This window comes from Streptomyces noursei (assembly GCF_016917755.1).
GTDB classification, from domain to species: Bacteria; Actinomycetota; Actinomycetes; order Streptomycetales; family Streptomycetaceae; genus Streptomyces; species Streptomyces yunnanensis.
Genome location: NZ_CP070326.1, coordinates 6,027,945 through 6,052,240, shown reverse-complemented (window position 1 = coordinate 6,052,240; position 24,296 = coordinate 6,027,945). Strand labels below are relative to the sequence as shown.

At 72.6% G+C, this 24,296-nt stretch carries 25 protein-coding genes and 2 pseudogenes; 17 read left to right on the top strand and 10 right to left on the bottom strand.

The features are described from left to right. Positions 1–291: 291 nt before the first annotated feature. Positions 292–1,737 carry an NAD(P)H-quinone dehydrogenase gene (locus tag JNO44_RS26795; protein ID WP_067347490.1) on the bottom strand — a complete coding sequence of 482 codons (1,446 nt, stop codon included), beginning with the start codon at positions 1,735–1,737 and terminating at the stop codon, positions 292–294. A 140-nt stretch (positions 1,738–1,877) separates the two neighbouring features. On the opposite strand from JNO44_RS26795, the gene JNO44_RS26790 reads away from it, so the two are divergent. The 3 genes from JNO44_RS26790 (at position 1,878) to JNO44_RS26780 (ending at position 5,096) form a co-directional block, all read left to right on the top strand. Next, positions 1,878–2,315 carry a gamma-glutamylcyclotransferase family protein gene (locus JNO44_RS26790; protein WP_043265802.1) on the top strand — a complete coding sequence of 146 codons (438 nt, stop codon included), beginning with the start codon at positions 1,878–1,880 and terminating at the stop codon, positions 2,313–2,315. 127 nt (positions 2,316–2,442) lie between these two features. Further along, on the top strand, positions 2,443–3,258 hold the full coding sequence (locus JNO44_RS26785; RefSeq protein WP_205366419.1) for a purine-nucleoside phosphorylase: 816 nt from the start codon (positions 2,443–2,445) through the stop codon (positions 3,256–3,258). 152 nt (positions 3,259–3,410) lie between these two features. Beyond that, positions 3,411–5,096 (top strand): phospho-sugar mutase, encoded by a 1,686-nt coding sequence (locus JNO44_RS26780; RefSeq protein WP_205366418.1) that lies wholly within the window; start codon positions 3,411–3,413, stop codon positions 5,094–5,096. A gap of 107 nt (positions 5,097–5,203) precedes the next feature. On the opposite strand, the gene JNO44_RS26775 is transcribed toward JNO44_RS26780, so the two are convergent. Further along, positions 5,204–5,833, bottom strand: a complete 630-nt coding sequence (locus JNO44_RS26775; RefSeq protein WP_205366417.1) for a PH domain-containing protein — start codon at positions 5,831–5,833, stop codon at positions 5,204–5,206. Between the two features lie 144 nt (positions 5,834–5,977). Between JNO44_RS26775 and deoC the strand changes: the two genes are divergently transcribed. The 3 genes from deoC to JNO44_RS26760 are packed head-to-tail and all read left to right on the top strand — an operon-like array spanning position 5,978 to position 9,320. After that, a complete protein-coding gene (deoC, locus tag JNO44_RS26770) occupies positions 5,978–6,973 on the top strand; it encodes a deoxyribose-phosphate aldolase (RefSeq protein WP_189860726.1) in 996 nt (331 codons plus the stop codon). A 6-nt stretch (positions 6,974–6,979) separates the two neighbouring features. Next, positions 6,980–8,416 (top strand): aldehyde dehydrogenase family protein, encoded by a 1,437-nt coding sequence (locus tag JNO44_RS26765; protein ID WP_205366416.1) that lies wholly within the window; start codon positions 6,980–6,982, stop codon positions 8,414–8,416. Then, complete coding sequence (locus JNO44_RS26760; RefSeq protein WP_205366415.1) at positions 8,409–9,320, top strand: aldehyde dehydrogenase family protein; 912 nt, start codon at positions 8,409–8,411, stop codon at positions 9,318–9,320. Before JNO44_RS26765 ends, JNO44_RS26760 begins: the two co-directional genes overlap by 8 nt. A gap of 112 nt (positions 9,321–9,432) precedes the next feature. Here the strand turns inward: JNO44_RS26760 and JNO44_RS26755 are convergent, their stop codons facing one another. Further along, positions 9,433–9,852 carry a hypothetical protein gene (locus JNO44_RS26755; RefSeq protein ID WP_205366414.1) on the bottom strand — a complete coding sequence of 140 codons (420 nt, stop codon included), beginning with the start codon at positions 9,850–9,852 and terminating at the stop codon, positions 9,433–9,435. 180 nt (positions 9,853–10,032) lie between these two features. On the opposite strand from JNO44_RS26755, the gene JNO44_RS26750 reads away from it, so the two are divergent. Then, on the top strand, positions 10,033–10,674 hold the full coding sequence (locus tag JNO44_RS26750; protein WP_205366413.1) for a uridine kinase family protein: 642 nt from the start codon (positions 10,033–10,035) through the stop codon (positions 10,672–10,674). Positions 10,675–10,830: 156 nt separating this feature from the next. On the opposite strand, the gene JNO44_RS26745 is transcribed toward JNO44_RS26750, so the two are convergent. Then, complete coding sequence (locus tag JNO44_RS26745) at positions 10,831–11,652, bottom strand: SigE family RNA polymerase sigma factor (protein ID WP_205366412.1); 822 nt, start codon at positions 11,650–11,652, stop codon at positions 10,831–10,833. Positions 11,653–11,887: 235 nt separating this feature from the next. On the opposite strand from JNO44_RS26745, the gene afsQ1 reads away from it, so the two are divergent. From afsQ1 to JNO44_RS26720, 5 genes are all read left to right on the top strand, one after another. Continuing rightward, entirely contained in the window at positions 11,888–12,565 is a 678-nt protein-coding gene (gene afsQ1 / locus JNO44_RS26740; protein ID WP_016571665.1) for a two-component system response regulator AfsQ1, read from the top strand. Continuing rightward, complete coding sequence (locus tag JNO44_RS26735) at positions 12,562–14,313, top strand: sensor histidine kinase (RefSeq protein WP_205366411.1); 1,752 nt, start codon at positions 12,562–12,564, stop codon at positions 14,311–14,313. Before afsQ1 ends, JNO44_RS26735 begins: the two co-directional genes overlap by 4 nt. Beyond that, positions 14,310–14,930 carry a hypothetical protein gene (locus tag JNO44_RS26730; protein WP_205366410.1) on the top strand — a complete coding sequence of 207 codons (621 nt, stop codon included), beginning with the start codon at positions 14,310–14,312 and terminating at the stop codon, positions 14,928–14,930. Before JNO44_RS26735 ends, JNO44_RS26730 begins: the two co-directional genes overlap by 4 nt. 203 nt (positions 14,931–15,133) lie before the next feature. Next, positions 15,134–15,619 carry a VanZ family protein gene (locus tag JNO44_RS26725; RefSeq protein WP_205370592.1) on the top strand — a complete coding sequence of 162 codons (486 nt, stop codon included), beginning with the start codon at positions 15,134–15,136 and terminating at the stop codon, positions 15,617–15,619. Positions 15,620–15,665: 46 nt separating this feature from the next. Continuing rightward, positions 15,666–15,875, top strand: a complete 210-nt coding sequence (locus tag JNO44_RS26720) for a PspC domain-containing protein (protein WP_039633387.1) — start codon at positions 15,666–15,668, stop codon at positions 15,873–15,875. Positions 15,876–15,976: 101 nt separating this feature from the next. On the opposite strand, the gene JNO44_RS26715 is transcribed toward JNO44_RS26720, so the two are convergent. Continuing rightward, on the bottom strand, positions 15,977–16,255 hold the full coding sequence (locus tag JNO44_RS26715) for a hypothetical protein (protein WP_205366409.1): 279 nt from the start codon (positions 16,253–16,255) through the stop codon (positions 15,977–15,979). 142 nt (positions 16,256–16,397) lie between these two features. Next, positions 16,398–17,558 (bottom strand): adenosine deaminase, encoded by a 1,161-nt coding sequence (locus tag JNO44_RS26710; protein ID WP_205366408.1) that lies wholly within the window; start codon positions 17,556–17,558, stop codon positions 16,398–16,400. A gap of 103 nt (positions 17,559–17,661) precedes the next feature. On the opposite strand from JNO44_RS26710, the gene JNO44_RS26705 reads away from it, so the two are divergent. Both JNO44_RS26705 and JNO44_RS44530 read left to right on the top strand, forming a co-directional pair. After that, complete coding sequence (locus JNO44_RS26705; RefSeq protein WP_205366407.1) at positions 17,662–18,429, top strand: alpha/beta hydrolase; 768 nt, start codon at positions 17,662–17,664, stop codon at positions 18,427–18,429. A gap of 78 nt (positions 18,430–18,507) precedes the next feature. Then, positions 18,508–18,633 (top strand): hypothetical protein, encoded by a 126-nt coding sequence (locus JNO44_RS44530; RefSeq protein WP_275695770.1) that lies wholly within the window; start codon positions 18,508–18,510, stop codon positions 18,631–18,633. A gap of 7 nt (positions 18,634–18,640) precedes the next feature. Here the strand turns inward: JNO44_RS44530 and JNO44_RS26700 are convergent, their stop codons facing one another. Then, complete coding sequence (locus tag JNO44_RS26700) at positions 18,641–19,624, bottom strand: LysR family transcriptional regulator (RefSeq protein ID WP_420882686.1); 984 nt, start codon at positions 19,622–19,624, stop codon at positions 18,641–18,643. 96 nt (positions 19,625–19,720) lie between these two features. Between JNO44_RS26700 and JNO44_RS26695 the strand changes: the two genes are divergently transcribed. Then, complete coding sequence (locus tag JNO44_RS26695) at positions 19,721–21,040, top strand: MFS transporter (protein WP_102926197.1); 1,320 nt, start codon at positions 19,721–19,723, stop codon at positions 21,038–21,040. A 192-nt stretch (positions 21,041–21,232) separates the two neighbouring features. Here the strand turns inward: JNO44_RS26695 and JNO44_RS26690 are convergent. Next, positions 21,233–21,499 (bottom strand): annotated as a pseudogene (locus JNO44_RS26690) (hypothetical protein); the annotation flags it as partial. A gap of 55 nt (positions 21,500–21,554) precedes the next feature. Between JNO44_RS26690 and JNO44_RS26685 the strand changes: the two are divergent. Beyond that, a pseudogene (locus tag JNO44_RS26685) lies at positions 21,555–21,716 on the top strand (transcriptional regulator); the annotation flags it as partial. 80 nt (positions 21,717–21,796) lie between these two features. Further along, a complete protein-coding gene (locus JNO44_RS26680) occupies positions 21,797–22,192 on the top strand; it encodes a DUF6415 family natural product biosynthesis protein (protein ID WP_205366406.1) in 396 nt (131 codons plus the stop codon). A gap of 259 nt (positions 22,193–22,451) precedes the next feature. On the opposite strand, the gene JNO44_RS26675 is transcribed toward JNO44_RS26680, so the two are convergent. After that, on the bottom strand, positions 22,452–23,729 hold the full coding sequence (locus JNO44_RS26675; RefSeq protein ID WP_205366405.1) for a thymidine phosphorylase: 1,278 nt from the start codon (positions 23,727–23,729) through the stop codon (positions 22,452–22,454). 110 nt (positions 23,730–23,839) lie between these two features. Next, a complete protein-coding gene (locus JNO44_RS26670) occupies positions 23,840–24,241 on the bottom strand; it encodes a cytidine deaminase (RefSeq protein WP_039633414.1) in 402 nt (133 codons plus the stop codon). Positions 24,242–24,296 lie beyond the last annotated feature (55 nt).

Sequence of the window (24,296 nt, the reverse complement as noted above, 5' to 3'; positions counted from 1 at the left end):
CAGCGAACACGAAACTGACAGTAACGCCAACGACCGTCTGTTTTCAGCAGGTTGCACCAATTAACGGAAGTTGTTCACACGGCATCGCTTCACGTGGTAAGCGGCATGCACATGCCTCGCTCCCCGTCACCGTGTGTGCTCAAACCCGCTCGACGCCTGGTCAGTTGCACTCTTGGGCAATCGACCGCCGCACCCCGGACGAGGCGGTCGGTCCCGACCATGCAGGACCGTTTCACCCCAAGTGCCCACCGTAGGCACAAATGTTTCATGCGCCTGCTTGCGGAACGCCGGTCAGTCGCCGGCCGCCTTCCGGGTGTGCAGCTGCCGGGCGACCTCGGCGATCGAGCCGGACAGCGACGGGTAGACGGTGAAGGCACTGGCGATCTGCTCGACCGTCAGATTGTTGTCGACCGCGATCGAAATCGGGTGGATCAGCTCACTGGCCCGCGGCGAGACCACCACACCGCCGACCACGATGCCGGTGCCGGGGCGGCAGAACAGCTTCACGAAACCGTCGCGGATGCCCTGCATCTTGGCGCGCGGGTTGCGCAGCAGCGGGAGCTTGACCGCCCGGGCGTCGATCACACCGTTGTCGATGTCGGCCTGGGAGTAGCCGACGGTGGCGATCTCGGGGTCGGTGAAGACGTTGGCGGAGACGGTCTTGAGGTTGAGCGGGGTGACCGCGTCGCCGAGGAAGTGGTACATCGCGATCCGGCCCTGCATGGCGGCGACCGACGCCAGCGCGAAGACGCCGGTGCAGTCGCCGGCGGCGTAGACACCGGGGGCGGTGGTCCGCGAGACCTTGTCGGTCCAGATGTGCCCGGACTCCTTCAGCTTGACGCCGGCGCCCTCCAGGCCGATCCCCTCGGTGTTCGGGATGGAGCCCACCGCCATCAGGCAGTGCGTGCCGGAGATCGTCCGGCCGTCGGCGAGGGTGACCTCGACCCGGTCGCCCACCCGCTTGGCGGACTGCGCCCGGGACCGCGCCATGACGTTCATCCCGCGGCGGCGGAAGACGTCCTCCAGCACGGCGGCGGCGTCCGGGTCCTCGCCCGGCAGCACCCGGTCGCGCGAGGAGACCAGGGTGACCCGGGACCCCAGCGCCTGGTACGCGCCGGCGAACTCGGCACCGGTGACGCCGGATCCGACGACGATGAGTTCCTCGGGCAGCTCGGTGAGGTCGTAGACCTGCGTCCAGTTCAGGATCCGCTCGCCGTCCGGCTGGGCGTCCGGGATCTCGCGCGGGTGCGCGCCGGTGGCGATCAGCACCGCGTCGGCGATCAGGCCCTCGGTCGAGCCGTCGGCGGCGGTGACCGTGACCTTGCGCGAGCCGTCCGGTGCCTGGCCCGGCTCCAGCCGGCCGCGACCGCGCATCACCCGGCCGCCGGCACGGGTGACCGAGGCGGTGATGTCGTGGGACTGGGCCAGCGCCAGCCGCTTGACCCGTCGGTTGACCTTGCCGAGATCGACCCCGACGACCCGCGCGGGCCGCTCCTTGAACGGGGTGTCGTCCTCGACGATGATGCCGAGCTCTTCGTAGGAGGAGTCGAAGGTCGTCATCACCTCGGCCGTGGCGATGAGGGTCTTCGACGGGACGCAGTCGGTCAGTACCGACGCTCCCCCCAGACCGTCGCAGTCGACGACGGTCACCTCCGCGCCGAGCGAGGCCGCCACCAGGGCCGCTTCGTATCCGCCGGGCCCACCACCGATGATCACGATCCGAGTCACGTACTCCATTGTCCCGCACGCCCGTCGGTGCCTCTCCCCCGGGGGCGCGGAGGTCACCGGGCGGGCGCCGGGCGTGTGCTCTCGCCAGCCGGTTGTACGAATCTCCGGTACCACGAGCCCAACGGGGAACCTCCCGTACCCTCGGAAGCATGTCGCTCTACGCCGCGTACGCCGGCAACCTCGACGCGCGGCTGATGTCCCGCCGCGCACCGCACTCGCCGCTGCGCGGCACCGGCTGGCTGAACGGCTGGCGGCTCACGTTCGGCGGGGAGCAGATGGGCTGGGAGGGCGCCCTGGCGACGGTCGTCGAGGACCCCGGTTCCCAGCTCTTCGTCGCGCTCTACGACATCGCTCCCATGGACGAGGAGTCGATGGACCGTTGGGAGGGCGTCGGCCTGGACATCTACCGCCGGATGCGGGTCCGGGTGCACACCCTCGACGGCGACGAGGCCGCCTGGATCTACGTCCTGAACGGCTACGAGGGCGGCCTCCCCTCGGCCCGCTATCTGGGCGAGATCGCCGACGCGGCCGAATCCGCCGGTGCCCCGCACGACTACGTCATGGAGATCCGCAAGCGCCCGTGCTGAGGTGGCCGCTCCCTCCGGGCCGCGAGACCGCCCGGGAACGCTTTGGCAAAAGCCACAAGCCGACGCCCACAGGCCCGTGGACAGCGACATCTACGCGCGTAGGGGATTACCGGCTACCCTCGTCCGCGTGAACGCATCTGTTACCCCGGACATCGACCCGAAGGGCGCCGCCGACGCCGCGGCGGCCCGCCTCCGCGAGCTCACCGGCGCCGAGCGGCACGACGTCGCCCTGGTCATGGGCTCCGGCTGGGCCCCGGCCGCCGAGGCCCTGGGCGCCCCCGATCACGAGTTCCCGGTCACCGAGCTGCCCGGCTTCCCGCCGCCGGCCGTCGCCGGCCACGGCGGCAAGATCCGCTCGTACAAGATCGGCGAGAAGCGCGCCCTGGTCTTCCTCGGCCGCACCCACTACTACGAGGGCCGTGGGGTCGCCGCGGTCGCGCACGGCGTCCGCACCGCCGTCGCGGCGGGCTGCAAGACCGTGGTGCTCACCAACGGCTGCGGCGGCCTGCGCGACGGCATGCGCCCGGGCCAGCCGGTCCTCATCGGCGACCACCTCAACCTCACCGCCACCTCCCCGATCGCCGGCGCCAACTTCGTCGACCTGACCGACCTGTACTCGCCGCGGCTGCGCGCGCTGTGCAAGGAGGTCGACGCGAGCCTGGAGGAGGGCGTCTACGCCCAGCTCCCCGGCCCGCACTACGAGACCCCGGCCGAGATCCGGATGCTGCGGACCATGGGCGCCGACCTGGTCGGCATGTCCACCGTCCTGGAGGCGATCGCCGCCCGCGAGGCCGGCGCCGAGGTGCTGGGCATCTCGCTGGTGACGAACCTCGCCGCCGGCATGACGGGCGAGCCGCTGAACCACGAGGAGGTGCTCCAGGCGGGCCGCGACTCCGCGATCGCGATGGGCACGCTGCTCGGCCAGGTCCTCAGCAAGATCTAGCCGATACCGACACCCGGGCAGGCCCAGGGTCTGTCCGGGCGGCAGGATCCCGCTGCCGGCGCGAGCCGGCGGGCGGGACCGGCGGACGCCGTCGCGCCCGCCCGGCCGGCCGCACGCATCCCCCACATCGCATCCACAGGCAGGAGCATCACGTGGCTACCGTTCCCGCGGAGCTGATCAGCCGGGCACAGGCGTGGCTGGCCGAGGACCCCGACCCGGAGACCCGGGAGGAGCTGGCCGGGCTCATCGAGGCGGACCGGCACGAGGACCTGGCGGCGCGGTTCGCCGGCACCCTCCAGTTCGGCACCGCCGGGCTGCGCGGCGAGCTGGGCGCCGGCCCGATGCGGATGAACCGGTCGGTGGTCATCCGGGCCGCGGCCGGCCTCGCCGCGTACCTCAAGGACAGCGAGCCGGACGGTGGCGGGCTGGTCGTCATCGGCTACGACGCCCGCTACAAGAGCGCCGACTTCGCGCGGGACACCGCGGCGGTCATGGTCGGCGCCGGGCTCCGCGCCGCGCTGCTGCCGCGTCCGCTGCCCACCCCGGTGCTGGCCTTCGCCATCCGCCACCTGGGCGCGGTGGCCGGGATCGAGGTGACCGCCAGCCACAACCCGCCGCGGGACAACGGCTACAAGGTCTACCTGGGCGACGGCTCGCAGATCGTGCCGCCCGCGGACGGCCAGATCGCCGACCGGATCGCCGCGGTCCGCTCGCTGGCCGACGTGCCCCGCCCCGAGGCCGGCTGGGACATCCTGGACGACACCGTCCTGGCCGCCTATCTGGAGCGCACCGACGCGGTCCTCACGCCCGGCTCCGCCCGCGACATCGACGTCGTCTACACCCCGATGCACGGCGTCGGCCGGGACACCCTGGTCGCCGCCTTCGCGCGGGCCGGCTTCCCGGCCCCGACGGTCGTCGCCGAGCAGGCCGAGCCGGACCCGGACTTCCCGACGGTCGCCTTCCCCAACCCGGAGGAGCCGGGCGCGATGGACCTCGCGTTCGCCACCGCCCGGTCCCGGGCCCCGGGCAGCGTCGACATCGTCATCGCCAACGACCCGGACGCGGACCGCTGCGCCGTCGCCGTCCCCGCCCCCGGTACGCCGGAGGGCTGGCGGATGCTGCGCGGCGACGAGGTCGGCGCGCTGCTCGCCGCGCACCTGGTGCGCAAGGGCGCCACCGGGACGTTCGCGACGACGATCGTCTCCTCCCAGCTGATGTCCCGTATCGCGGACGGTGCCGCGCTCCCCTACAAGGAGACGCTGACCGGTTTCAAGTGGCTGGCCCGGGTGGACGGCCTGCGCTACGCCTACGAGGAGGCGCTGGGCTACTGCGTCGACCCCGAGGGCGTCCGCGACAAGGACGGCATCACCGCCGCCCTGCTGATCACCGAGCTGGCCGCCGAGCTGAAGCGGGCCGGCCGCGGCCTCGCCGACCTCCTCGACGACCTGGCCGTGGAGTTCGGCCTGCACGCCACCGACCAGCTCTCGGTGCGGGTGGAGGACCTGTCGCTGATCTCCGACGCGATGCGCCGGCTGCGCGCCGAGCCGCCGGTGGCGCTGGCGGGCCTGTCGGTGACCCGCGCCGACGACCTGAACGCGGGCAGCGCCGACCTCCCGCCGACCGACGGCCTGCGCTACTACCTCGCGGGCGCCCCGGCGGACGGCATCGAGGCGGCCCGGGTCGTGGTCCGGCCCAGCGGCACCGAGCCCAAGCTCAAGTGCTACCTGGAGGTCGTGGTGCCGGTGGCCGACGCGAGCGGCCTGCCCGACGCCCGCGCCAAGGCGACGGCCACCCTGACGGCGATCAAGAAGGATCTGTCGGCGGCGGCCGGGATCTGATACATCGTCAGGAAATGACGACGGGGGCCGGGCTCGTTAAGAGCCCGGCCCCCGTTTGCCGTCCCGACGCTCCGCCGGGCGGCCACGCCGGAGGGCGGCGAGGCGCCCTACAGCGCCAGCATCACCGCCAGCCCCACCGCCCCCACCAGGCTCGGCACCAGGACCGCGTACGACCAGCGCACCCGCGGCTCGCCCCGGGCGGTCTCCCGGTGGGCCGCCCGCTCCTTGATCTCGCGCAGTTCGGCGAGGGTCTGGTCGGCCATCGCCTTGGGGACCGGCCCGGCGTCCATGTTGAGCCCGAAGCGCGGCCGGACGGCGCCGGCACCGCGCGCCGCCTGCCGGGTGGCCTTCTTCCGCTGGCGGAGGGAGACCGGAATGGCCCACAGCTGGTACGTGGTGCCGGCGCCGGTGACGACCTCGGCGGAGAACGTCGCGCGCAGGCCCTCGACGGCCGACCAGGGCAGCTCGATGGTGCGGAACGGGTTGCGCACCAACAGCCGGTCCTCGCTCGCCCGGACCAGCGGCCGCAGCGAGAAGGCGGCGACCAGCGGCACCCCGAGCAGCAGCGCGAAGAGCGCGGTGAGCTTGGCGGCGGCGGTGCCGCACAGCAGCGCGTCGACACCGAGCCAGAGGCCGAGCAGGATGAGCAGCGCGCCGCCGACCAGGGCCGCCGGCGAGCGGTAGCTGCGTTCCGCGTACTGCTGCGGAGGCGAGGTGGACCGTTCCGGGCTCGTCATGCCGCCGATTCTGCCCGACCGTCCGGATGCCGGACATTGCGTTACGGCATCAATGCGGACGCCGTGCGCATCCGGCCGTTCCCAGGCGGTTCCGGCCGGGGGCTGGCATGTCGCTACGCGCGTAGATATGCTCCCCTCGTGACCATGCCCACCACTGTTCCCGCATACGGCAAAGAGGCCGCGGGGCGCCTGGCGTCGATGGCGGACGTGACCGCCTCGGACGGAGCGCTGCGCCGCTTCCTGCACGGACTCCCCGGCGTCGACGCGGTAGGGCTCCAGGCCCGCGCCGCCACGCTCGGCACCCGCTCGATCAAGACCACGGCGAAGGCGTACGCCATCGATCTCGCCATCTCGATGATCGACCTGACGACGCTCGAAGGCGCGGACACCCCCGGCAAGGTCCGGGCGCTGTGCGCCAAGGGCGTCCACCCCGACCCCACCGACCGCACCGCGCCCAAGGTCGCCGCGATCTGCGTCTACCCGGACATGGTCGGCGTCGCCAAGGAGGCGCTCGGCGACTCCGGCATCCACGTCGCCTCGGTCGCCACCGCCTTCCCGGCGGGCCGGGCCGCGCTGCCGGTCAAGCTGGCCGACACCCGGGACGCGGTGGCCGCCGGCGCCGACGAGATCGACATGGTGATCGACCGCGGTGCCTTCCTCTCCGGCCGCTACCTGGAGGTCTTCGAGGAGATCAAGGCCGTGAAGGAGGCGTGCGCCCGGCCCGACGGGAGCGCCGCGCACCTGAAGGTGATCTTCGAGACCGGCGAGCTGCAGACCTACGACAACGTCCGCCGGGTCTCCTGGCTGTCGATGCTGGCCGGCGCCGACTTCATCAAGACCTCGACGGGCAAGGTGGCGGTGAACGCCACTCCCCCGGTCACGCTCCTGATGCTGGAGGCGGTCCGGGACTTCCGCGCCACCACCGGCGTCCAGGTCGGCGTCAAGCCGGCCGGCGGCATCCGGACGACCAAGGACGCGATCAAGTACCTGGTGATGGTCAACGAGACGCTGGGCGAGGAGTGGCTGACCGCCGACTGGTTCCGCTTCGGTGCGTCCAGCCTCCTCAACGACCTGTTGATGCAGCGTCAGAAGCTCAGCACCGGCCGTTACTCCGGCCCCGACTACGTGACGGTGGACTGAACCGCTATGAGCTCAGCATTCGATTACGCACCGGCGCCGGAGTCGCGCTCCGTCGTGGACCTCGCGCCCTCCTACGGGCTCTTCATCGACGGCGAGTTCACCGAGGGCACGGGCGGCGGCCTGCGCAAGACCGTCTCGCCCGCCACCGAGGAAGTGCTGGCCGAGTACACCCAGGGCACCGCCGAGGACGTCGACCGCGCGGTGCAGGCGGCCCGCCGGGCGTTCGAGAAGTGGTCGGCGCTGCCGGGCGCCGAGCGCGCCAAGTTCCTCTTCCGGATCGCCCGGATCATCCAGGAGCGCTCGCGCGAGCTGGCCGTCCTGGAGACGCTCGACAACGGCAAGCCGATCCGCGAGGCGCGGGACGCCGATCTGCCGCTGGTGGCCGCGCACTTCTTCTACTACGCGGGCTGGGCCGACAAGCTGGGGCACGCGGGCTTCGGCCCGGACCCCAGGCCGCTGGGCGTGGCCGGCCAGGTCATCCCGTGGAACTTCCCGCTGCTGATGCTGGCGTGGAAGGTCGCCCCGGCCCTGGCCTGCGGCAACACCGTCGTCCTCAAGCCCGCCGAGACCACCCCGCTCTCCGCGCTGTTCTTCGCGGACATCTGCCGCCAGGCCGGGCTCCCCAAGGGCGTCGTCAACATCGTCACCGGTGACGGCTCGACCGGCGCGTCGCTGGTGGCGCACCCGGGCATCGACAAGGTCGCGTTCACCGGCTCCACCGAGGTGGGCAAGGCGATCGCCCGCACGGTCGCCGGTACGGACAAGAAGCTCACCCTCGAACTGGGCGGCAAGGCGGCCAACATCGTCTTCGACGACGCGCCGATCGACCAGGCCGTCGAGGGGATCGTCAACGGGATCTTCTTCAACCAGGGGCACGTGTGCTGCGCGGGCTCCCGGCTGCTGGTCCAGGAGTCGATCCAGGACGAGCTGCTGGACGCGCTCAAGCGCCGGATGGCCACCCTTCGGGTCGGCGACCCGCTGGACAAGAACACCGACATCGGCGCGATCAACTCCGCCGAGCAGCTGGCCCGGATCACCGAGCTGGCCGCCGCGGGCGAGGCCGAGGGCGCCGAGCGCTGGTCCCCGTCCTGCGAACTGCCCGGCTCCGGCTACTGGTTCGCGCCGACGCTGTTCACCGGCGTCACCCAGGCGCACCGGATCGCCCGCGAGGAGGTCTTCGGCCCGGTGCTCTCGGTGCTGACCTTCCGCACGCCGGAGGAGGCGGTGGCCAAGGCCAACAACACGCCCTACGGCCTGTCGGCGGGCATCTGGACGGAGAAGGGCTCCCGGATGCTGTGGATGGCGAACCAGCTGCGCGCGGGCGTCATCTGGTCCAACACGTTCAACAAGTTCGATCCGGCCTCGCCGTTCGGCGGCTACAAGGAGTCCGGATTCGGTCGCGAGGGCGGCCGGCACGGTCTGGAGGCGTACCTCAATGTCTGATCGTTTGAGCGTTCTCAAGACCTACAAGCTGTACGTCGGGGGCAAGTTCCCCCGGTCCGAGAGCGGGCGGGTGTACGAGGTGACCGACGCAAAGGGCCGCTGGCTCGCCAACGCCCCGCTGGCCTCCCGCAAGGACGCCCGGGACGCGGTCGTCGCCGCCCGCAAGGCGTTCGGCGGCTGGTCGGGCGCCACGGCGTACAACCGCGGCCAGATCCTCTACCGCGTCGCGGAGATGCTGGAGGGCCGCCGGGAGCAGTTCGTCGCCGAGGTGGCGGACGCCGAGGGGCACTCGAAGGCCAAGGCCGCGGCGCAGGTGGACGCGGCGATCGACCGCTGGGTCTGGTACGCGGGCTGGTCCGACAAGGTCGCCCAGATCGCCGGGTCGTCGAACCCGGTGGCGGGGCCGTACTTCAACCTCTCCGCCCCGGAGCCGACCGGTGTGGTGGCCGTGGTGGCCCCGCAGGATTCGTCGTTCCTGGGCCTGGTCTCGGTGCTCGCCCCGGTGATCGTCACGGGCAACACCGCGGTGGTCGTCGCGGCGGAGCGGGCCCCGCTGCCGGCGCTGTCGCTGGCCGAGGTGCTGGCCACCTCCGACCTGCCGGGCGGAGTGGTCAACCTGCTCTCCGGCCGGACCACGGAACTGGCCGCTCCGCTCGCCGCCCACCAGGACGTCAACGCCCTCGACCTCACCGGCGCCGACGCCGAGTCGGCGAAGGAGCTGGAGACGGCGGCGGCCGACAACCTCAAGCGGGTGCTGCGCCCACCCGTCGCCCGCCACCGCCCTTCAGACGAAGCGCTGCGCGCTGCCCCTTCCGATGCGGTGGACTGGACCGCCGACCCGGGCACCGACCGGCTGCTGGCCTTCCTGGAGACCAAGACGGTCTGGCACCCGATGGGGGTCTGACGTCCTACCGGCCCCCGTCCGGGCCGGCAGGACGAACGGCGCGGGACCTCGCCCTCGGGGCGGGTCCCGCGCCGTCGTGCGTCCAACGGGGCGGTGGTCCGGCGGTGGGCCGTCAGCCGGGCAGCAGCCCCATCGCGGTGCCGGTCACCGGCAGGCTCCGCAGCGAGCCGCCCTTGGTCACCGGGTCGGTCACCTGCTTGGTGCTCACCGGCTTGAAGTCGGCGACCTGGGTGCCGAGGCCGTTGTCCAGCGGATCGACGCCGGTGTTGTTCATCGGGTCCAGCTTGAGGTCCTTGACGGGGCCCAGGCCGCGGCTCGTGGAGCCGGTCACCGAGCGGGCCACCGCGTGCCCCACGACGCCGTCTTCGGACGCGGTCTGGTGCGGGGCGGCCGCGCCGCCGGGCATGGGGGCGGCCGCGCTCGCCGCCGCCGCGCCGCCCGTGAGTGCGGCGCCGGCCGCGGAGATCACCAGCCCGGCGCGCAACACGCCGCGGGGGACGCGGCTGGGCTTGGGACGTGCGTGGGAGGGCATCTGTGCCACCTGCCTGTGGATCGGGAGCGGAACGGACATACGGTGTCGCCCTCGACGGGGCGAGCCGTCCGAGCCGGCTGCGTAATCAGTTGATTGCGTAGCGTAGTTGAGCGGTGGCGGGGGTTCCACCTCGCGCGCCAGGGGTACCCCTCCCGGCGCAATGCCCGACAATGAGTACCCGTGAATTCCCACTCGCCCGCCCGGGCCACCGCCCGGGTCCTCCTGTTGACCGGCCCCTCCGGCTCCGGAAAGACCTCGCTGGCCGCGCTGACCGGTCTGCCCGTCCTCAATCTCGACGACTTCTACAAGGAGCGCACGGACCCGTCGCTGCCCCAACTGCCCGACGGCGGCGGCGCGGACTGGGACTCGCCGCTCTCCTGGGACGCGGGCGCCGCGGTCGCCGCCATCGAGGAGCTGTGCCGCACGGGGCGGACCGCGGTGCCGGTCTACGACATCGCGACCAGCTCCCGGACCGGCTCCGCCGAACTCGCGCTCGACGAGGCGCCGCTGTTCATCGCGGAGGGCATCTTCGCCGCCGACGTCATCGAACGGTGCCGGGCGGCCGGGCTGCTGGCCGACGCGCTGTGCCTGCGCGGGCGTCCGACCACCACGTTCCGGCGGCGGCTGGCCCGGGATCTGCGGGAGGGCCGCAAGCCGGCGGTGTATCTGGTGCGCCGGGGGCTGCGGTTGCTGCGCAGCGAGCGGACGATCGTGGCCCGGCACACCGCGCTGGGCGCCCATCCGTGCGCCCGGCCGGAGGCGCTGGCCCGGATAGCGACGGCGCGGACCGCGGACCCGGTGGAGGCGGCCGCGCGGCCCTGAGCGGGCCCGCGGGCGCCGACCGGCGGCGTGTGCGCACACGGAAGAGCGGGTTCGGGCAGACCCCCCGGCCGCCCGAACCCGCTCGTTTCCCCCGTGTTCCCCCGTGCCCCCCTCGGGCTCTCCCCCCGGATCCCCCTCGGGCGTTACCCCCCGTCCTCAGGCGACCAGTGCGCCGAAGGACTCCTCCTCGTCACGGCCGAAGCTGAGGACCTCGTCCTCGCGCAGCCGGCGCAGCGAGCGCCAGATGCTGGACTTCACCGTGCCGACACTGATGTTGAGGATGTCCGCGATCTCCGGGTCCGTGCGGCCCTCGTAGTAGCGCAGCACCAGCATGGTGCGCTGCGTCTCGGGCAGCCGGGCCAGCGCCTGCCACAGGACGGCGCGCAGCTCGGTGCCGCGCATGGCGTCCGCGTCGGCGGCGGTCTCGGGCAGTTCCTCGGTCGGGTACTCGTTGAGCCTGCGGCGGCGCCAGGCGCTGATGTGCAGGTTCGTCATGGTGCGGCGCAGGTACCCGCCGAGCGCCGCCTTGTCGCTGATCCGGTCCCAGGCCCGGTAGGTCGAGAACAGCGCGCTCTGCAGCAGGTCCTCGGCCTCGTAGCGGTCACCGGTCAGGTGGTAGGCCGTGGCGTACAGGGAGGCGCGGCGTTCCTGGACGTAGGCGGTGAAGGCCGCTTCGGCCTCGGCCGCTCCCGCCGCGGTGCGCCGGTCCCCCGTCTCCCTGTACTCCACTCCCCCGTCGGTGCTCTCCTGGCCCCCGTTCCCCCCGTTGGGCCCCTTGGGCACCACCATCGCGTCAATGGCCACCATGTACGGCGGCCGCTGACGCCCGGCGCCGCGAGCGCACCCCCGCCCTCCCCCGGACCCTCGGCTTCGCTCGGGCAGAGAGGTGCTCCCCTCGGCACCGGACTTCTCCCGCCCGATGTCGTGGAGGCGTGTGACGACTGCGCCGGAAGCCGTGCCGTGCAGGGTGTTCTTCATCGCGCTGCCCCCCGTCGATCGAGCCAGTTCGTTCGGTGTGTCCCGGTCGAGATCCCGGCTCTGCGGTGTTGATCTCTCCCGGCTGACCAAAAGACTGCCAACCCAGTTTCATCGCGTTGTCCGCCGTCTGTCACAGGCGTGTCACAGGGGTGATCGCGGTCCGGCGTGGCTCCCTCGGCAGTGCCGGACGGCCACCGGTCGATCTCCCGGCGTCCCATGGGCCAGAATGGCGGGCGTGCCTTTCCTGTTGCTGATCGAGGACGACGACGCCATCCGCACGGCCCTCGAACTCTCGCTGTCCCGCCAGGGTCACCGCGTGATGACCGCGGCGACGGGCGAGGACGGCCTGAAGCTGCTCCGCGAGCAGCGGCCGGACCTGATCGTGTTGGACGTGATGCTGCCCGGCATCGACGGCTTCGAGGTGTGCCGGCGGATCCGGCGCACGGACCAGCTGCCGATCATCCTGCTCACCGCGCGCAGCGACGACATCGACGTGGTGGTGGGCCTGGAGTCCGGCGCGGACGACTATGTCGTCAAGCCGGTGCAGGGCCGGGTGCTGGACGCCCGGATCCGGGCGGTGCTGCGGCGCGGCGAGCGGGAGTCCAGCGATTCGGCGACGTTCGGCTCGCTGGTGATCGACCGGTCGGCGATGACCGTCACCAAGAACGGCCAGGATCTGCAACTGACGCCGACCGAGCTGCGGTTGCTGCTGGAGCTGAGCCGGCGGCCGGGGCAGGCACTGTCCCGGCAGCAGCTGCTGCGGCTGGTGTGGGAGCACGACTACCTCGGTGACTCGCGGTTGGTGGACGCCTGTGTGCAGCGGCTGCGCGCGAAGGTGGAGGACGTCCCGTCCTCGCCGACGCTGATCCGCACGGTCCGCGGTGTCGGCTACCGACTGGACGCGCCCCAGTGACGGCAGGGAGCACGCACGGCGGCGGGGCCGGGGAAGGGAACACGGGCACGCAGGACGGCGCACCGTCGTCCGGCGGCCGGCTCGGGCGGCTGCTGCGCCGGGCCGCGGGCCTGCTGCGCCTGACGAGCCTGCGGCTGCGGCTGGTCGTGGTGTTCGCGCTGGTGGCGCTCACCGCGGCGGTCTCGGCGTCCGGCATCGCGTACTGGCTCAACCGCAACACGGTCCTGGACCGCACCCAGAACGCCGCGCTGAAGGACTTCCGCAAGTCGCTGGAGGACAGCGCCCACACGCTGCCGGTGCACCCGCAGTGCTCCGAACTCCAGGACACCGCACGGCAGATGGCGGCCGGCCCGCAGAACTACGCGGTGCTGCTGATCGGGGTGGACCGCGAGGGCAAGGAGTGCGCGGCCACCACCGAGAAGGACCTGCTGACGCTGCGAAGCGTCCCGCAGTCGCTGCGCAACGCCGTCGAGCAGGTCCGCCCGGTCGACGAGAACAACCACGCCACGCACCACCTGTACTGGCAGCGCAAGGAGGTCGGGGACGTCCCGTACCTGGTCGCCGGGGCGAAGGTGATCGGCGGCGGGCCGACCGGCTACATGATGAAGTCGCTGGCCACCGAGCGGCAGGACCTGACCTCGCTGGGCTGGTCGCTGGGGATCGCGACCGCGCTGGCGCTGGTCGGCTCGGCGCTGCTGGCGCAGGCCGCCGCGACGACCGTGCTGCGGCCGGTGCAGCGGCTCGGGCACGCGGCGCGCCAGCTGGGCGAGGGACGGCTGGACACCCGGCTGCGGGTGACCGGCACCGACGAACTGGCCGATCTGTCGCGGACCTTCAACCGCACCGCGGAGCGGCTCCAGCAGCGGGTCGAGGAACTGAGCGGGCGGGAGGCGGCGTCCCGCCGGTTCGTCGCCGACATGTCGCACGAGCTGCGGACACCGCTGACCGCGATCACCGCGGTGACCGAGGTGCTGGAGGAGGAGGCGGACTCCCTCGATCCGATGATCGCGCCGGCCGTGCAGCTGGTGGTCAGCGAGACCCGACGGCTGAACGACCTCGTGGAGAACCTGATGGAGGTCACCCGCTTCGACGCGGGCACCGCCCGGCTGGTGCTCGACGACGTCGACGTCGCCGACCAGGTGACCGCCTGCATCGACGCCCGGGCCTGGCTGGACGCGGTGGAGCTGGACGCCGACCGCGGCATCGTGGCCCGTCTGGACCCGCGGCGGCTGGACGTCATCCTGGCCAACCTGATCGGCAACGCCCTCAAGCACGGCGGTTCGCCGGTGCGGGTGTCGGTCCGCACGGAGCCGGCGGAGCCCGCGGCGGCGGTGCCGGCGGCGGAGGGCCCGGAGCCGGCCGAGGGCCCGGCCGCGGAGGCCGGCCCCGACGAGGAGGCGGCCCGGTTCGAGCAGGGGCGGGAGATCGCCGGCGGGGAGCTGGTGATCCGGGTGCGGGACCACGGTCCGGGCATCCCGGAGGAGGTGTTGCCGCACGTATTCGACCGCTTCTACAAGGCGAGCGCGTCCCGCCCGCGGTCCGAGGGCAGCGGGCTGGGCCTGTCGATCGCACAGGAGAACGCGCACATCCACGGCGGCCGGATCAGCGCCGCCAACCACCCCGAGGGCGGCGCGGTGTTCACGCTGCGGCTGCCGATGGACGCCTCCCCGCTGGCCGACGACGACCGGGCGGCGCCCGGCGGACAGCGACCGAAGGGCGCCGGCGAGGGCACGGAGGGCAGGCGGTGATCCGGCGCTTCCGGCCCGCTGCCGCACGGCGTGCGGCAGCGGTGACCGTCGTGGCGCTGGCCGCCACCGGCTGCGGGATCCGCGGCACGTCCGTGCCGGTCGACGCGGGCGACGCGCCGTCGCGGGTGAGCTGTCACGCGCCGGAGACGGGCGCGCCGGTGGCGGAGCGGGTCCGGGTGTATCTGGTGTGCGGTTCGACGCTGGTCCCGGTGGAGCGGGCGGTGCCCCGTCCGCAGGGCACGCCGGGGGCCGCGGTCCGGCTGCCGGCGGCGCGTGCGCTGCTGGCGGAGTTGCAGAAGCCGCCGACGGCCGAGGAGACCCGGGCCGGTTTCCACAGCGCCGTGCCCGAGGCGCTGCGGGTGGACGGGCCGCGCGCCGGAGACGCCCCGGAGGCACTGCGGCTGTCCGTCGAGCCGGACGACCTGCCGTCGTTCGCGCTGGCGCAGCTGGTGTGCACCTACGGGCGGAGCGCCGCGCTGGGCCGTACCGGGGGCGCGCTGCTGGGCGGCCCGGGCGGGTCGGCGGCACACCGCTACGACTGCTCGCCGGACGTGCAGGCCAATCCGAACATCGCCCAGCAGGCAGGCTGGGGCGACCCGCAGTCCCAGGAGGGTTAAGGGCGCCGCGGAGATCCGTCAGAAGCGCCCTGGGGGCCCGTCGGCCCCTGAGCCACCGGACGGGCCCCGGCGCTTCCGGCGCAAGACGGGCGCAACGGGGCGGAACCGTGGCCCCCGCAACCGGCGTCCTGGCCTGTGTGCAGCGTCATGGCCCCGGCGATACCGTCGCCCCCCGTTTGCGCGCCGCGGGGATTCTCCTCCTCGTGGTGCATCTGCTGATCGTCGGCTGGCTGATGTTGGTTCCTCGCACGGTGCCCTGGGTGCCGGCCGCGAATCTGGAGCCGCTGGCGTCGATCCATGCCGAGCTGGCGCGGGGCGGCTGGTCGGCGGTGTGGCACCTGGGGGCGCCGGTGCTGATGCTGGCGCCGCTGGGGGTGCTGCTGCCACTGGCCGGCGGGCGCCTGAATGCTTCCCCCCTGGGTTCGATGGCCCGTACGGTCTTCGGCGGCGCGATGATCTCGCTGACGATCGAGCTGTGGCAGACCGCGGTGCCGGGGCAGGTGCCGGACGTCGACGCGGTGCTGCTGAACACGCTCGGGGTGGCACTGGCGCATCTGCTGATCGTCCCTGGGGCCCGGTCGCGGCTCCGCCGGCGGGACGAGCGGCACAGGGGCACGACCCCGAGAATCCCCAGGGTCGGCCTGGCCCCGCAGGCTGACGTTTTCTCCGGCGGCCGGACCTACTTTTGAGACATCGGGGCAACCGCCCCGGATCGTCGACAAGGAGTAGCCCGACATGGCCGCCGCACTGGTCCGCCCCACCAACAACCGCATGATCGCCGGTGTCTGTGCCGGCCTCGCCCGCCGCTTCGGGACGTCCCCGGCGACGATGCGGGTGATCTTCCTGCTCTCCTGTCTGCTGCCCGGTCCGCAGTGCCTGGTCTACCTGGCGCTGTGGATCCTCCTCCCCTCGGAGGACAAGGCGCGCAGTGCCGCGGCCTGGTGACCGGTCGCGCCCCGGACATGAGGGTGCCCCGGCCCGTACGGGATACCGCGTACGGACCGGGGCGGTCCTGAAGGGTGTCCCCTAGGGGACTTCGGGCCGGGTCAGCCGATCGGGAGCTTGGCGACCTGGCCGGTGGGCAGGCCGCCGAGCAGCTGGTTGCCCTTGTGGGTCATGGGGGTCCTGATGTCGTTGCCGGGGCCCTGGTTGGTCACCCCGGAGAGGGTGGTGGCGGCGTCCCTCACCACGCCGTTGGCACCGATCGAGTTGCCCGCCGGGGCAACCGGGGCGACCGGGGCGGCGGAGGCCGCGCCCGCGCCGGTGGCGGCGATGGCGGCACCGAGCGCGACGGCGCCGAGAGTCTTGACCGTTCCCTGCTTCATTGCATTACGTCCTCGTGATGGGGGCTTGACCGACTAAAAAAACTAGTGATTCGGCCACGGCCGCCGCAAACACTCCCGGCACACCGGAAAACGGCCGGTGGACAATCCACCGGCCGTTGCGCTAGCCCCCCATTCCGCACGCTTACTCAGCGTCAGAACCCCTGCTGGGAGCGGGGTTTGTCGCCGACTGCCGGAAGAGCCATTCGGAGCGCAATTCCGCATATCCGGGCTTGATGACGTCATTGATCATGGCGAGACGTTCATCGAAAGGAAGGAAAGCAGACTTCATACCATTGACCGTGAACCACTGCAGGTCATCGAGCGTGTAGCGGAATGTCTTGACCAGGTGCTCGAATTCCCGGGACATGTTCGTACCGCTCATGAGGCGGTTGTCGGTGTTGACCGTGCAGCGGAACTGCAGCCGGCGCAGCAGCCCGATGGGGTGCTCCGCATAGGAGGCCGCGGCCCCGGTCTGGAGGTTGGAGGTCGGGCACAGCTCCAGCGGGATGCGCTTGTCGCGGACGTAGGAGGCGAGCCGGCCGAGGGTGACCGAGCCGTCGTCGGCGACCTCGATGTCGTCGATGATGCGGACGCCGTGGCCGAGCCGGTCGGCGCCGCACCACTGGAGCGCCTGCCAGATGGACGGCAGGCCGAAGGCTTCGCCGGCGTGGATGGTGAAGTGGTTGTTCTCCCGCTTGAGGTACTCGAAGGCGTCGAGGTGGCGGGTGGGCGGGTAGCCGGCCTCGGCACCCGCGATGTCGAAGCCGACCACGCCCAGGTCGCGGTAGCGGTTGGCGAGTTCGGCGATCTCCAGGGCACGGGCGGCGTGCCGCATGGCGGTGAGCAGGGCGCCGACGCGGATCCGGTGGCCGTTCGCACGGGCCCGTCGCTCACCTTCCCGGAAGCCCTCGTTGACGGCCTCGACGACCTCTTCGAGGCTGAGCCCGGCCTCCAGGTGCTGCTCCGGCGCGTACCGGACCTCGGCGTAGACGACGCCGTCCGCCGCCAGGTCCTCGGCGCACTCGGCGGCGACCCGGAAGAGCGCCTCGCGGGTCTGCATGACGGCGCAGGTGTGCGCGAAGGTCTCCAGATAGCGTTCCAGCGAGCCCGAGTCGGCGGCCTCCCGGAACCAGATCCCGAGCTTGTCCGGGTCGGTCTCGGGGAGTCCCTGGTAGCCGTTCTCGCGGGCCAGGTCGATGACGGTGCCGGGGCGCAGTCCGCCGTCGAGGTGGTCGTGGAGCAGCACCTTGGGCGCGCGGCGGATCTGTTCGGCGGTGGGGAGGTTCCTGATCTCGCTCGTCATTTCCGCACTGTAGCCCCTACGCGCGTAGATCTCACCGAACGATACGTAACAGTGACCCGTCGGCAGGGTGGACAGTGCGCCTCGTTCTGTCATCGTTCTCGGCATGGCTCAGCAAGCGCTGCCGGTGCGCGAGGCCCGGCTGGGAAAACCGCTGGGAGCGGGCGGCACGGCCCGGACGGTGAACGCCGTCGCCCTCCTGCTACCGGGGTGCGGACCGACCGGGCTGCGCCGGCCGTCGCCGGTGCACGCGCTGACCGTGCGCCCGCTGGCCGCCCGGCTGGCGCGCGCCGGCCGCGCCGAGGGACTGACCGCCCATGTGGTGCACTACCGCTGCCGCGGCTGGAACGGCGCCGCCGCACACCCGGCGCGGGACGCCACCTGGGCGCTGGAGGAGGTGGTCCGGCGCTACGGCGACGTCCCGGTCGCGCTGGTGGGCACCGGCATGGGCGCCCGCGCCGCGCTGCACGCCGCCGGCCACCCGGCCGTCCACGCCGTGCTGGCCCTCGCGCCCTGGCTGCCCGACCCGCACCGATTCGGCGCCGAGCCGGAACCTGTCAAGCAGTTGATCGGCCGTCAGGTCCTCCTGGTGCACGGCACCAACGACGAGCGCGTGGACCCCGACCTCTCCTACCGCTACGCCCAGCGCGCCAAGAAGATCAACCGCGACACCTGCCGCTTCGAGGTGCACTCCGACAGCCACTCCCTCCACCAGCACCGCGCCGAGGTGCACGCCCTGGCCGCCGACTTCGTCCTCGGCGCCCTCTTCGCCCGCTCCTACGCCCGCCCCGTCAAGGACGCCCTGGCCGCTCCCCCGCCCCTGGGCCTGCGCATGCCCCTGGCATCGGGCTTCGGGGCGTCGCTGCGCCACTGACCGAACGGTCAACTCCGGTGCGGGGCCGGGACGTCGGCGGTACCCCCCTGGCAACCGAGAGCAACGGGGGGATTCGGCATGTCCATTGGCCCGCGCTACCGACGGGTGTCCGCACTGCAACGCCAGTTCTTCGACCGCGAGGCCGCCCTGACCGCCTACGACGAGGCCCTGCGGGGGCTGTCGGCGACCGGTGGCGGCCGCTGACCGGGTCTCACGACAGCAGGGCCCCCCGCCGGCTCAGGAGGAACTTCTTGAAGGCGGCCACCGGAGGGGTGTCCGTGCGGCCGTCGAGCCAGGCCACGCCGATCTCACGGACCGCCCGCGGGGCGGTGACGGTCAGTTCCGCGACGCCGGGCCGGGGCACCGCGGGCGGCGGGAGCAGTGCGACGCCCAGGCCGGCGGCGACCAGTCCGCGCAGCGTCTCGGCCTCCTCACCCTCGAACGCCACCCGCGGGGTGAAACCGGCTTCGGCGCACAGCGCGTCGGTGATCCGGCGGAGGCCGTAGCCCGGTTCGAGGGTGACGAAGAGTTCGCCGGCGGCCTCCGCGAGCCGGATCCGTTTGCGGGCGGCCAGCGGGTGGTCGTCCGGGACGACCAGCCGGAGCTTCTGCTCGTCGAGGCGGCGCGCCACCAGGTCCGGGTAGTCCGGGACCGGCGAGGTCAGGCACAGGTCGAGGTCCCCGGCCCGGAGCCGTTCGATCATCGCCTCGCCGTAGTTCTGGACGAGTTGGAAGCGGATGCCGGGGTGGTCGGCGCGGAAGCTGCGGATCAGGCCGGGGACGGTCTCCGAGCCGAGGGTGTGCAGGAAGCCGAAGGCGACCTTGCCGGCGGCCGGGTCGGCGTCGGCGCGGACGGCTTCGGTGGCCCGTTCCAGCTCGCCCAGGGCCCGCTCGGCCGCGGCGCGGAAGGCCCGCCCGGCCGGGGTGAGGGAGAGCGTGCGGCCGTGCCGGGTGAACAGGGCCACGCCGAGGTCGTCCTCCAGCCGGACCAGGGCACGGCTGAGGGTGGGCTGGGGCATGCCGAGTTCGTGGGCGGCGCGGGTGACGTGCTCGTGCCGGGCGACGGCGGCGAACTGGGCGAGCCGCGGGGCGAGCGTCAACGCCCAGGAGTCGGGCCCCAGCTCGACCGCCTCGGGCGCGGTCGGCGGGACCGGGCCGAGGCGTTCCGGAATGTCTTTTCTGTTGCGAGCTTGCAACAGAGACCCTTGTGAACTGCGATCATGTGTCACGGCATCGATTATGACGTTTTGATGCATTGGACGCATGAGATGGAGTCCTTCTACCTTCGACGTATGCCTCCCGCTGATACCGGGGCGTCCGTCACCGACCGTGCGGCCGCCTCTCCCCAGTCGTCCACAGACTCCTCCTCTTCCGCCGCACCGACCGACCCCGAGTCGGACAAGCTGCGGCCGGGCGGCCCCGGCTACCGCCGGATGAGCTTCGCCCTCTTCGCCGCCGGAGTGGCCACCTTCGCCCTCCTGTACTCCACGCAGGCACTGCTGCCGGCCATCTCCGCCGACCTCGACGTCGCCCCGGACCAGGCCAGTTGGACCGTCTCCGCGGCCACCTTCGGGCTGGCCCTCGGGGTGATCCCGCTCAGTGCGCTCTCCGAGCGGTTCGGCCGCCGCACGATGATGACGGCCTCCCTCACCGTCGCCGCGATGATCGCGCTGCTGGTGCCGTTCGCGCCCTCGCTCGGCACGCTGATCGCGCTGCGCGCCGTCCAGGGCGTCGCGCTGGCCGGGCTGCCCGCCTCGGCGATGGCGTTCCTGGCCGAGGAGGTACGCGCCAAGGCGCTGGTGGCCGCGATCGGCCTGTTCGTGGCCGGCAACAGCATCGGCGGGATGTCCGGGCGGATCCTCACCGGCTGGGTCGCCCAGGCGTGGGGCTGGCGGGTGGCGCTCGGCGCGGTGGGTGCGCTGGCCGTGGTGTGCGCGGTGGCGTTCCGGCTGCTGGTGCCCCGGGCCCGGCACTTCGTACCGCGCGCGGTGGGCCCGCGGACGCTGGCCCGCACGCTCGGCGGCCACCTCGCCGACCCGCTGCTGCGCCGCCTCTACGCCATCGGCGCCCTGTTCATGACGGTCTTCGGCGCGGTCTACACGGTGATCGGCTACCGCCTGGTCTCCGAGCCGTTCAACCTGCCCCAGGGCATCGTCGGCTCGATCTTCGTGATCTACCTGGTCGGCACTGTCTCCTCGGCCGCGGCCGGCACACTGGTCGGCCGGATGGGCCGCCGCGGCGCGCTCTACCTCGCGGTCGGCACCACCGCCGCGGGCCTGCTGCTGACCCTGTCCTCCTCGATCGGCGCGGTGCTGGCGGGCCTGGTCCTGATCACCGCGGGCTTCTTCGCGGGCCACGCGGTCGCCTCGTCCTCGGTCAGCCGCACCGCCAAGACCGCCCGGGCCCAGGCGTCCGCCCTCTACCAGTGCGCGTACTACATCGGCAGCAGCCTGGGCGGCGCGCTCGGCGCCGCCGCCTTCCACGCCGCCGGCTGGTCGGGCACCGTCCTGCTCGGCCTGGCCGCGATGGCCGGCGCCGTCGGCATCACCCTCTACGCCACCCGCAAGGCGGTCGTCGAACGCCGCCTGCTGAGCCTGGCGAAGGCCGCGTAACCCCCGCCCGATACGGCCCTCCGGGGCCCCGCGAGCCGAAGGGCCCGCCCCGCCACCTGTCCTGGCGGGGCGGGCCCTTCGTCGTCCCGCGCGGTCAGGCGCCGCGCGCGGCTCCTGACCCAGCTGTCCTGGCCACGTATGGAGATGTGCTCCCGGCCATAGGCAGGGAAGGGCGCCTTTGACATTCGGACCTCAGTCGCGGGACGCGCCGACCGGCCAGATCACCACCACGGGAACGCCCATGCTCCGTGCGTACTCGACGACGTCTCCTGCTCCCCCGTACCCGCGGGCGGGTTGGCCGTCCCACACAGCGAGCAGCCGATCGACAAGGCCGACGAGGATTTCGCTCCCCGCCATGTGTGCCTGTTCGGTGGACTGGACCATACCTGTCTCGTGCACTTCGACCGCAGCGGCGAGAAGCCGGTCGTACGTTGCGTGATGCTCTCCGGGAAGCCCGTCACCCTGCGCCGACCGTAGTGGGTCGCCGTGGGCTGCCCGCATGATCCGTGCTGTGGCGTTCGAGTCGTTGCAGGTGGCGCGCCGGATCGCTCCCCAACACGCCAGGGAACACCGATGGGTGCGTGAGGACGCAGCCACCTTGCGCCGCCTCAAGCGCGCGGATGCGGAGAAACTGTCGAACTTCGCCGCATGGTGCCACGCGGGCGAGTGCGTCTGACCGGTACCCCTCACAGGGGTACTTGCGGCTCCTTCCCGGGGCCAACCTCTTCCTGAGCCCAACGGCACAGGGAGATAACCGTGACCACAACGACCACTCCATCCGCAACCCGCGAATCGGGTGTCGTGCGCACCTCCCCCGGCGAGTGGCCCATCGATGCCGAAACCATCAGTAGAACGATTCGCCAGGCGCTCCGTCTGGGCTCGGGGCGTCCCGAGCTCGGCGAACTGGCCGAGGTAGCAGAGGACTTGCGGGGACATGTCGCACTGCTTCTCGTCGACGCCCGGGAGGCGGCCGGTCACCGGTGGCCGGCGGGCTGCGAGGTGCACCGCGTAACGACCCGGCTCGACGGCATCGAGCAGCAGACACAGCGGAACCTCGGAGACGGCGCGTTGTCCGCCCACGTCCACGTGCATCAACTCGCCCGGGATTGCCAGTGGCTACTCGCCCACTACACGGCGAGGGAGGGCTGGTGAGCAGCGGGCGGACGTCGGTGGTGCCGCCCAGGACCGCCATGCCTACCGCACCCCGCGGCACCGGCTTCCGGACGCGCCGCGGCACGAGCCCTGACGTCCGGTGAGCACATCAAGCCCCCGTCCCGACCGGCGATTCCTTGGCCGGACATCCGGCCGGGACGGGTCCGGGCCTCCTCGGGAGGCCCCTGCCAGTGCACGCCGACGCGGGGACGGACCCTGCGGGGGTGCCGCGCCCCAAGGGCAACGGCACCCCGGCAGGTCAGCCGATCCGCTCCAGCACCACCGGCTGTGCCTCGAACGGGGTGTCCGACGCGCCGATCTCCACCCCGCCGTCCAGCGCCGCGAGGGCGTAGTCGAACTTCTCGGGGGTGTCGGTGTGCAGGGTGAGCAGCGGCTGGCCGGCGGTGACCTGGTCGCCGGGCTTGGCGTGGAGTTCGATGCCGGCGCCGGCCTGCACCGGGTCCTCCTTGCGGGCCCGGCCGGCGCCCAGGCGCCAGGCGGCGAGGCCGACGGCGTAGGCGTCGAGGGACGTCAGCACTCCGGAGGCGGAGGCGGTGACGGTGTGCTGCTCGCGGGCGACCGGGAGCGCGGCGTCGGGGTCGCCGCCCTGGGCGGTGATCATGCGGCGCCAGTGGTCCATCGCGGAGCCGTCGGCGAGCGCCTTGGCCGGGTCGGCGTCCTTCAGGCCGGCCGCGTCGAGCATCTCGCGGGCGAGGGCGAGGGTGAGGTCGACGACGTCGGAGGGGCCGCCGCCGGCCAACACCTCGACGGATTCGCGGACTTCGAGGGCGTTGCCGGCGGTGCGGCCGAGCGGGGTGGCCATGTCGGTGAGCAGGGCGACCGTGCGCACGCCGTGGTCGGTGCCCAACCCGACCATGGTGGAGGCCAGTTCGCGGGCGTCGTCGAGGTTCTTCATGAAGGCGCCGGAGCCGACCTTGACGTCCAGGACGAGGGAGCCGGTGCCCTCGGCGATCTTCTTGGACATGATCGAGGAGGCGATGAGGGGGATGGACTCGACGGTGCCGGTGACGTCGCGGAGGGCGTAGAGCTTCTTGTCGGCGGGGGCGAGGCCGTCGCCGGCGGCGCAGATGACCGAGCCGACGGTGCGCAGGACGTCGAGCATCTCGTCGTTGCTCAGGGTGGCGCGCCAGCCGGGGATGGACTCCAGCTTGTCGAGGGTGCCGCCGGTGTGGCCCAGGCCGCGGCCGGAGAGCTGCGGGACGGCGGCGCCGCAGGCGGCGACCAGCGGGGCGAGCGGCAGGGTGATCTTGTCGCCGACGCCGCCGGTGGAGTGCTTGTCGGCGGTGGGGCGGGCGAGCGAGGAGAAGTCCATCCGCTCACCGGAGGCGATCATGGCGGCGGTCCAGCGGGCGATCTCCTGACGGTTCATGCCGTTGAGGAAGATGGCCATGGCGAGGGACGACATCTGTTCGTGGGCGACCTCGCCGCGGGTGTACGCGTCGATGACCCAGTCGATCTGTTCCGGGGTCAGCTCACCGCGGTCGCGCTTGGTACGGATGACGGAGATGGCGTCCATGGACGGGTTCCTTTCGAACGGGTAGGTCCCGTTCTACACGCATAGACGCCGCAGTCGCCAGGGCGGGCGGCGGGCGGCGGCACCTGCCGCCCGCGGAGCCCCGCCCGCCGTCATTCCGTCAGGTGTCCCGGGCCGAAGGCGTCCGGGAGGAGTTCCGACAGGGGGCGGATGCCGGCCCGGGTGTCGACCAGCAGCTCGGGCCCACCGTGCTCGTAGAGGAGCTGCCGGCAGCGACCGCACGGGACGAGCAGCTCGCCCTTGCCGTCGACGCAGGTGAACGCGGTCAGCCGGCCGCCGCCGCCGGCGAACAGGGCGGAGACCAGGCCGCATTCGGCGCACAGCGCCAGGCCGTAGGAGGCGTTCTCGACATTGCAGCCGGTGACCGTGCGGCCGTCGTCCACCAGGGCGGCGGCGCCGACGGGGTAGCCGGAATAAGGGGCGTAGGCCCGGGACATCGCGTCCCGGGCCTGCGTCCGCAGTGCGGTCCAGTCGACCGGCACTTCGTGCGTCATACGTGCTGTCTTCCTTCGTGTCTTCCTTCGCGCGCGGTGCGGGGATCCGCGCGCG

Excerpts from the sequence above, each read along its gene's own strand:
- JNO44_RS26705 (WP_205366407.1), top strand. The coding sequence starts at position 17,662 with ATGGCTCAGCAAGCGCTGCCGGTGCGCGAGGCCCGGCTGGGAAAACCG.
- JNO44_RS26765 (WP_205366416.1), top strand. The coding sequence starts at position 6,980 with ATGAGCTCAGCATTCGATTACGCACCGGCGCCGGAGTCGCGCTCCGTC.
- JNO44_RS26670 (WP_039633414.1), bottom strand. The coding sequence starts at position 24,241 with ATGACGCACGAAGTGCCGGTCGACTGGACCGCACTGCGGACGCAGGCC.
- JNO44_RS26745 (WP_205366412.1), bottom strand. The coding sequence starts at position 11,652 with ATGAAGAACACCCTGCACGGCACGGCTTCCGGCGCAGTCGTCACACGC.
- JNO44_RS44530 (WP_275695770.1), top strand. The coding sequence starts at position 18,508 with ATGTCCATTGGCCCGCGCTACCGACGGGTGTCCGCACTGCAACGCCAG.
- JNO44_RS26775 (WP_205366417.1), bottom strand. The coding sequence starts at position 5,833 with ATGACGAGCCCGGAACGGTCCACCTCGCCTCCGCAGCAGTACGCGGAA.
- JNO44_RS26710 (WP_205366408.1), bottom strand. The coding sequence starts at position 17,558 with ATGACGAGCGAGATCAGGAACCTCCCCACCGCCGAACAGATCCGCCGC.
- JNO44_RS26720 (WP_039633387.1), top strand. The coding sequence starts at position 15,666 with ATGGCCGCCGCACTGGTCCGCCCCACCAACAACCGCATGATCGCCGGT.
- JNO44_RS26790 (WP_043265802.1), top strand. The coding sequence starts at position 1,878 with ATGTCGCTCTACGCCGCGTACGCCGGCAACCTCGACGCGCGGCTGATG.
- JNO44_RS26695 (WP_102926197.1), top strand. The coding sequence starts at position 19,721 with ATGCCTCCCGCTGATACCGGGGCGTCCGTCACCGACCGTGCGGCCGCC.
- JNO44_RS26715 (WP_205366409.1), bottom strand. The coding sequence starts at position 16,255 with ATGAAGCAGGGAACGGTCAAGACTCTCGGCGCCGTCGCGCTCGGTGCC.
- JNO44_RS26795 (WP_067347490.1), bottom strand. The coding sequence starts at position 1,737 with ATGGAGTACGTGACTCGGATCGTGATCATCGGTGGTGGGCCCGGCGGA.
- JNO44_RS26760 (WP_205366415.1), top strand. The coding sequence starts at position 8,409 with ATGTCTGATCGTTTGAGCGTTCTCAAGACCTACAAGCTGTACGTCGGG.
- JNO44_RS26755 (WP_205366414.1), bottom strand. The coding sequence starts at position 9,852 with ATGCCCTCCCACGCACGTCCCAAGCCCAGCCGCGTCCCCCGCGGCGTG.
- deoC (WP_189860726.1), top strand. The coding sequence starts at position 5,978 with ATGCCCACCACTGTTCCCGCATACGGCAAAGAGGCCGCGGGGCGCCTG.
- JNO44_RS26675 (WP_205366405.1), bottom strand. The coding sequence starts at position 23,729 with ATGGACGCCATCTCCGTCATCCGTACCAAGCGCGACCGCGGTGAGCTG.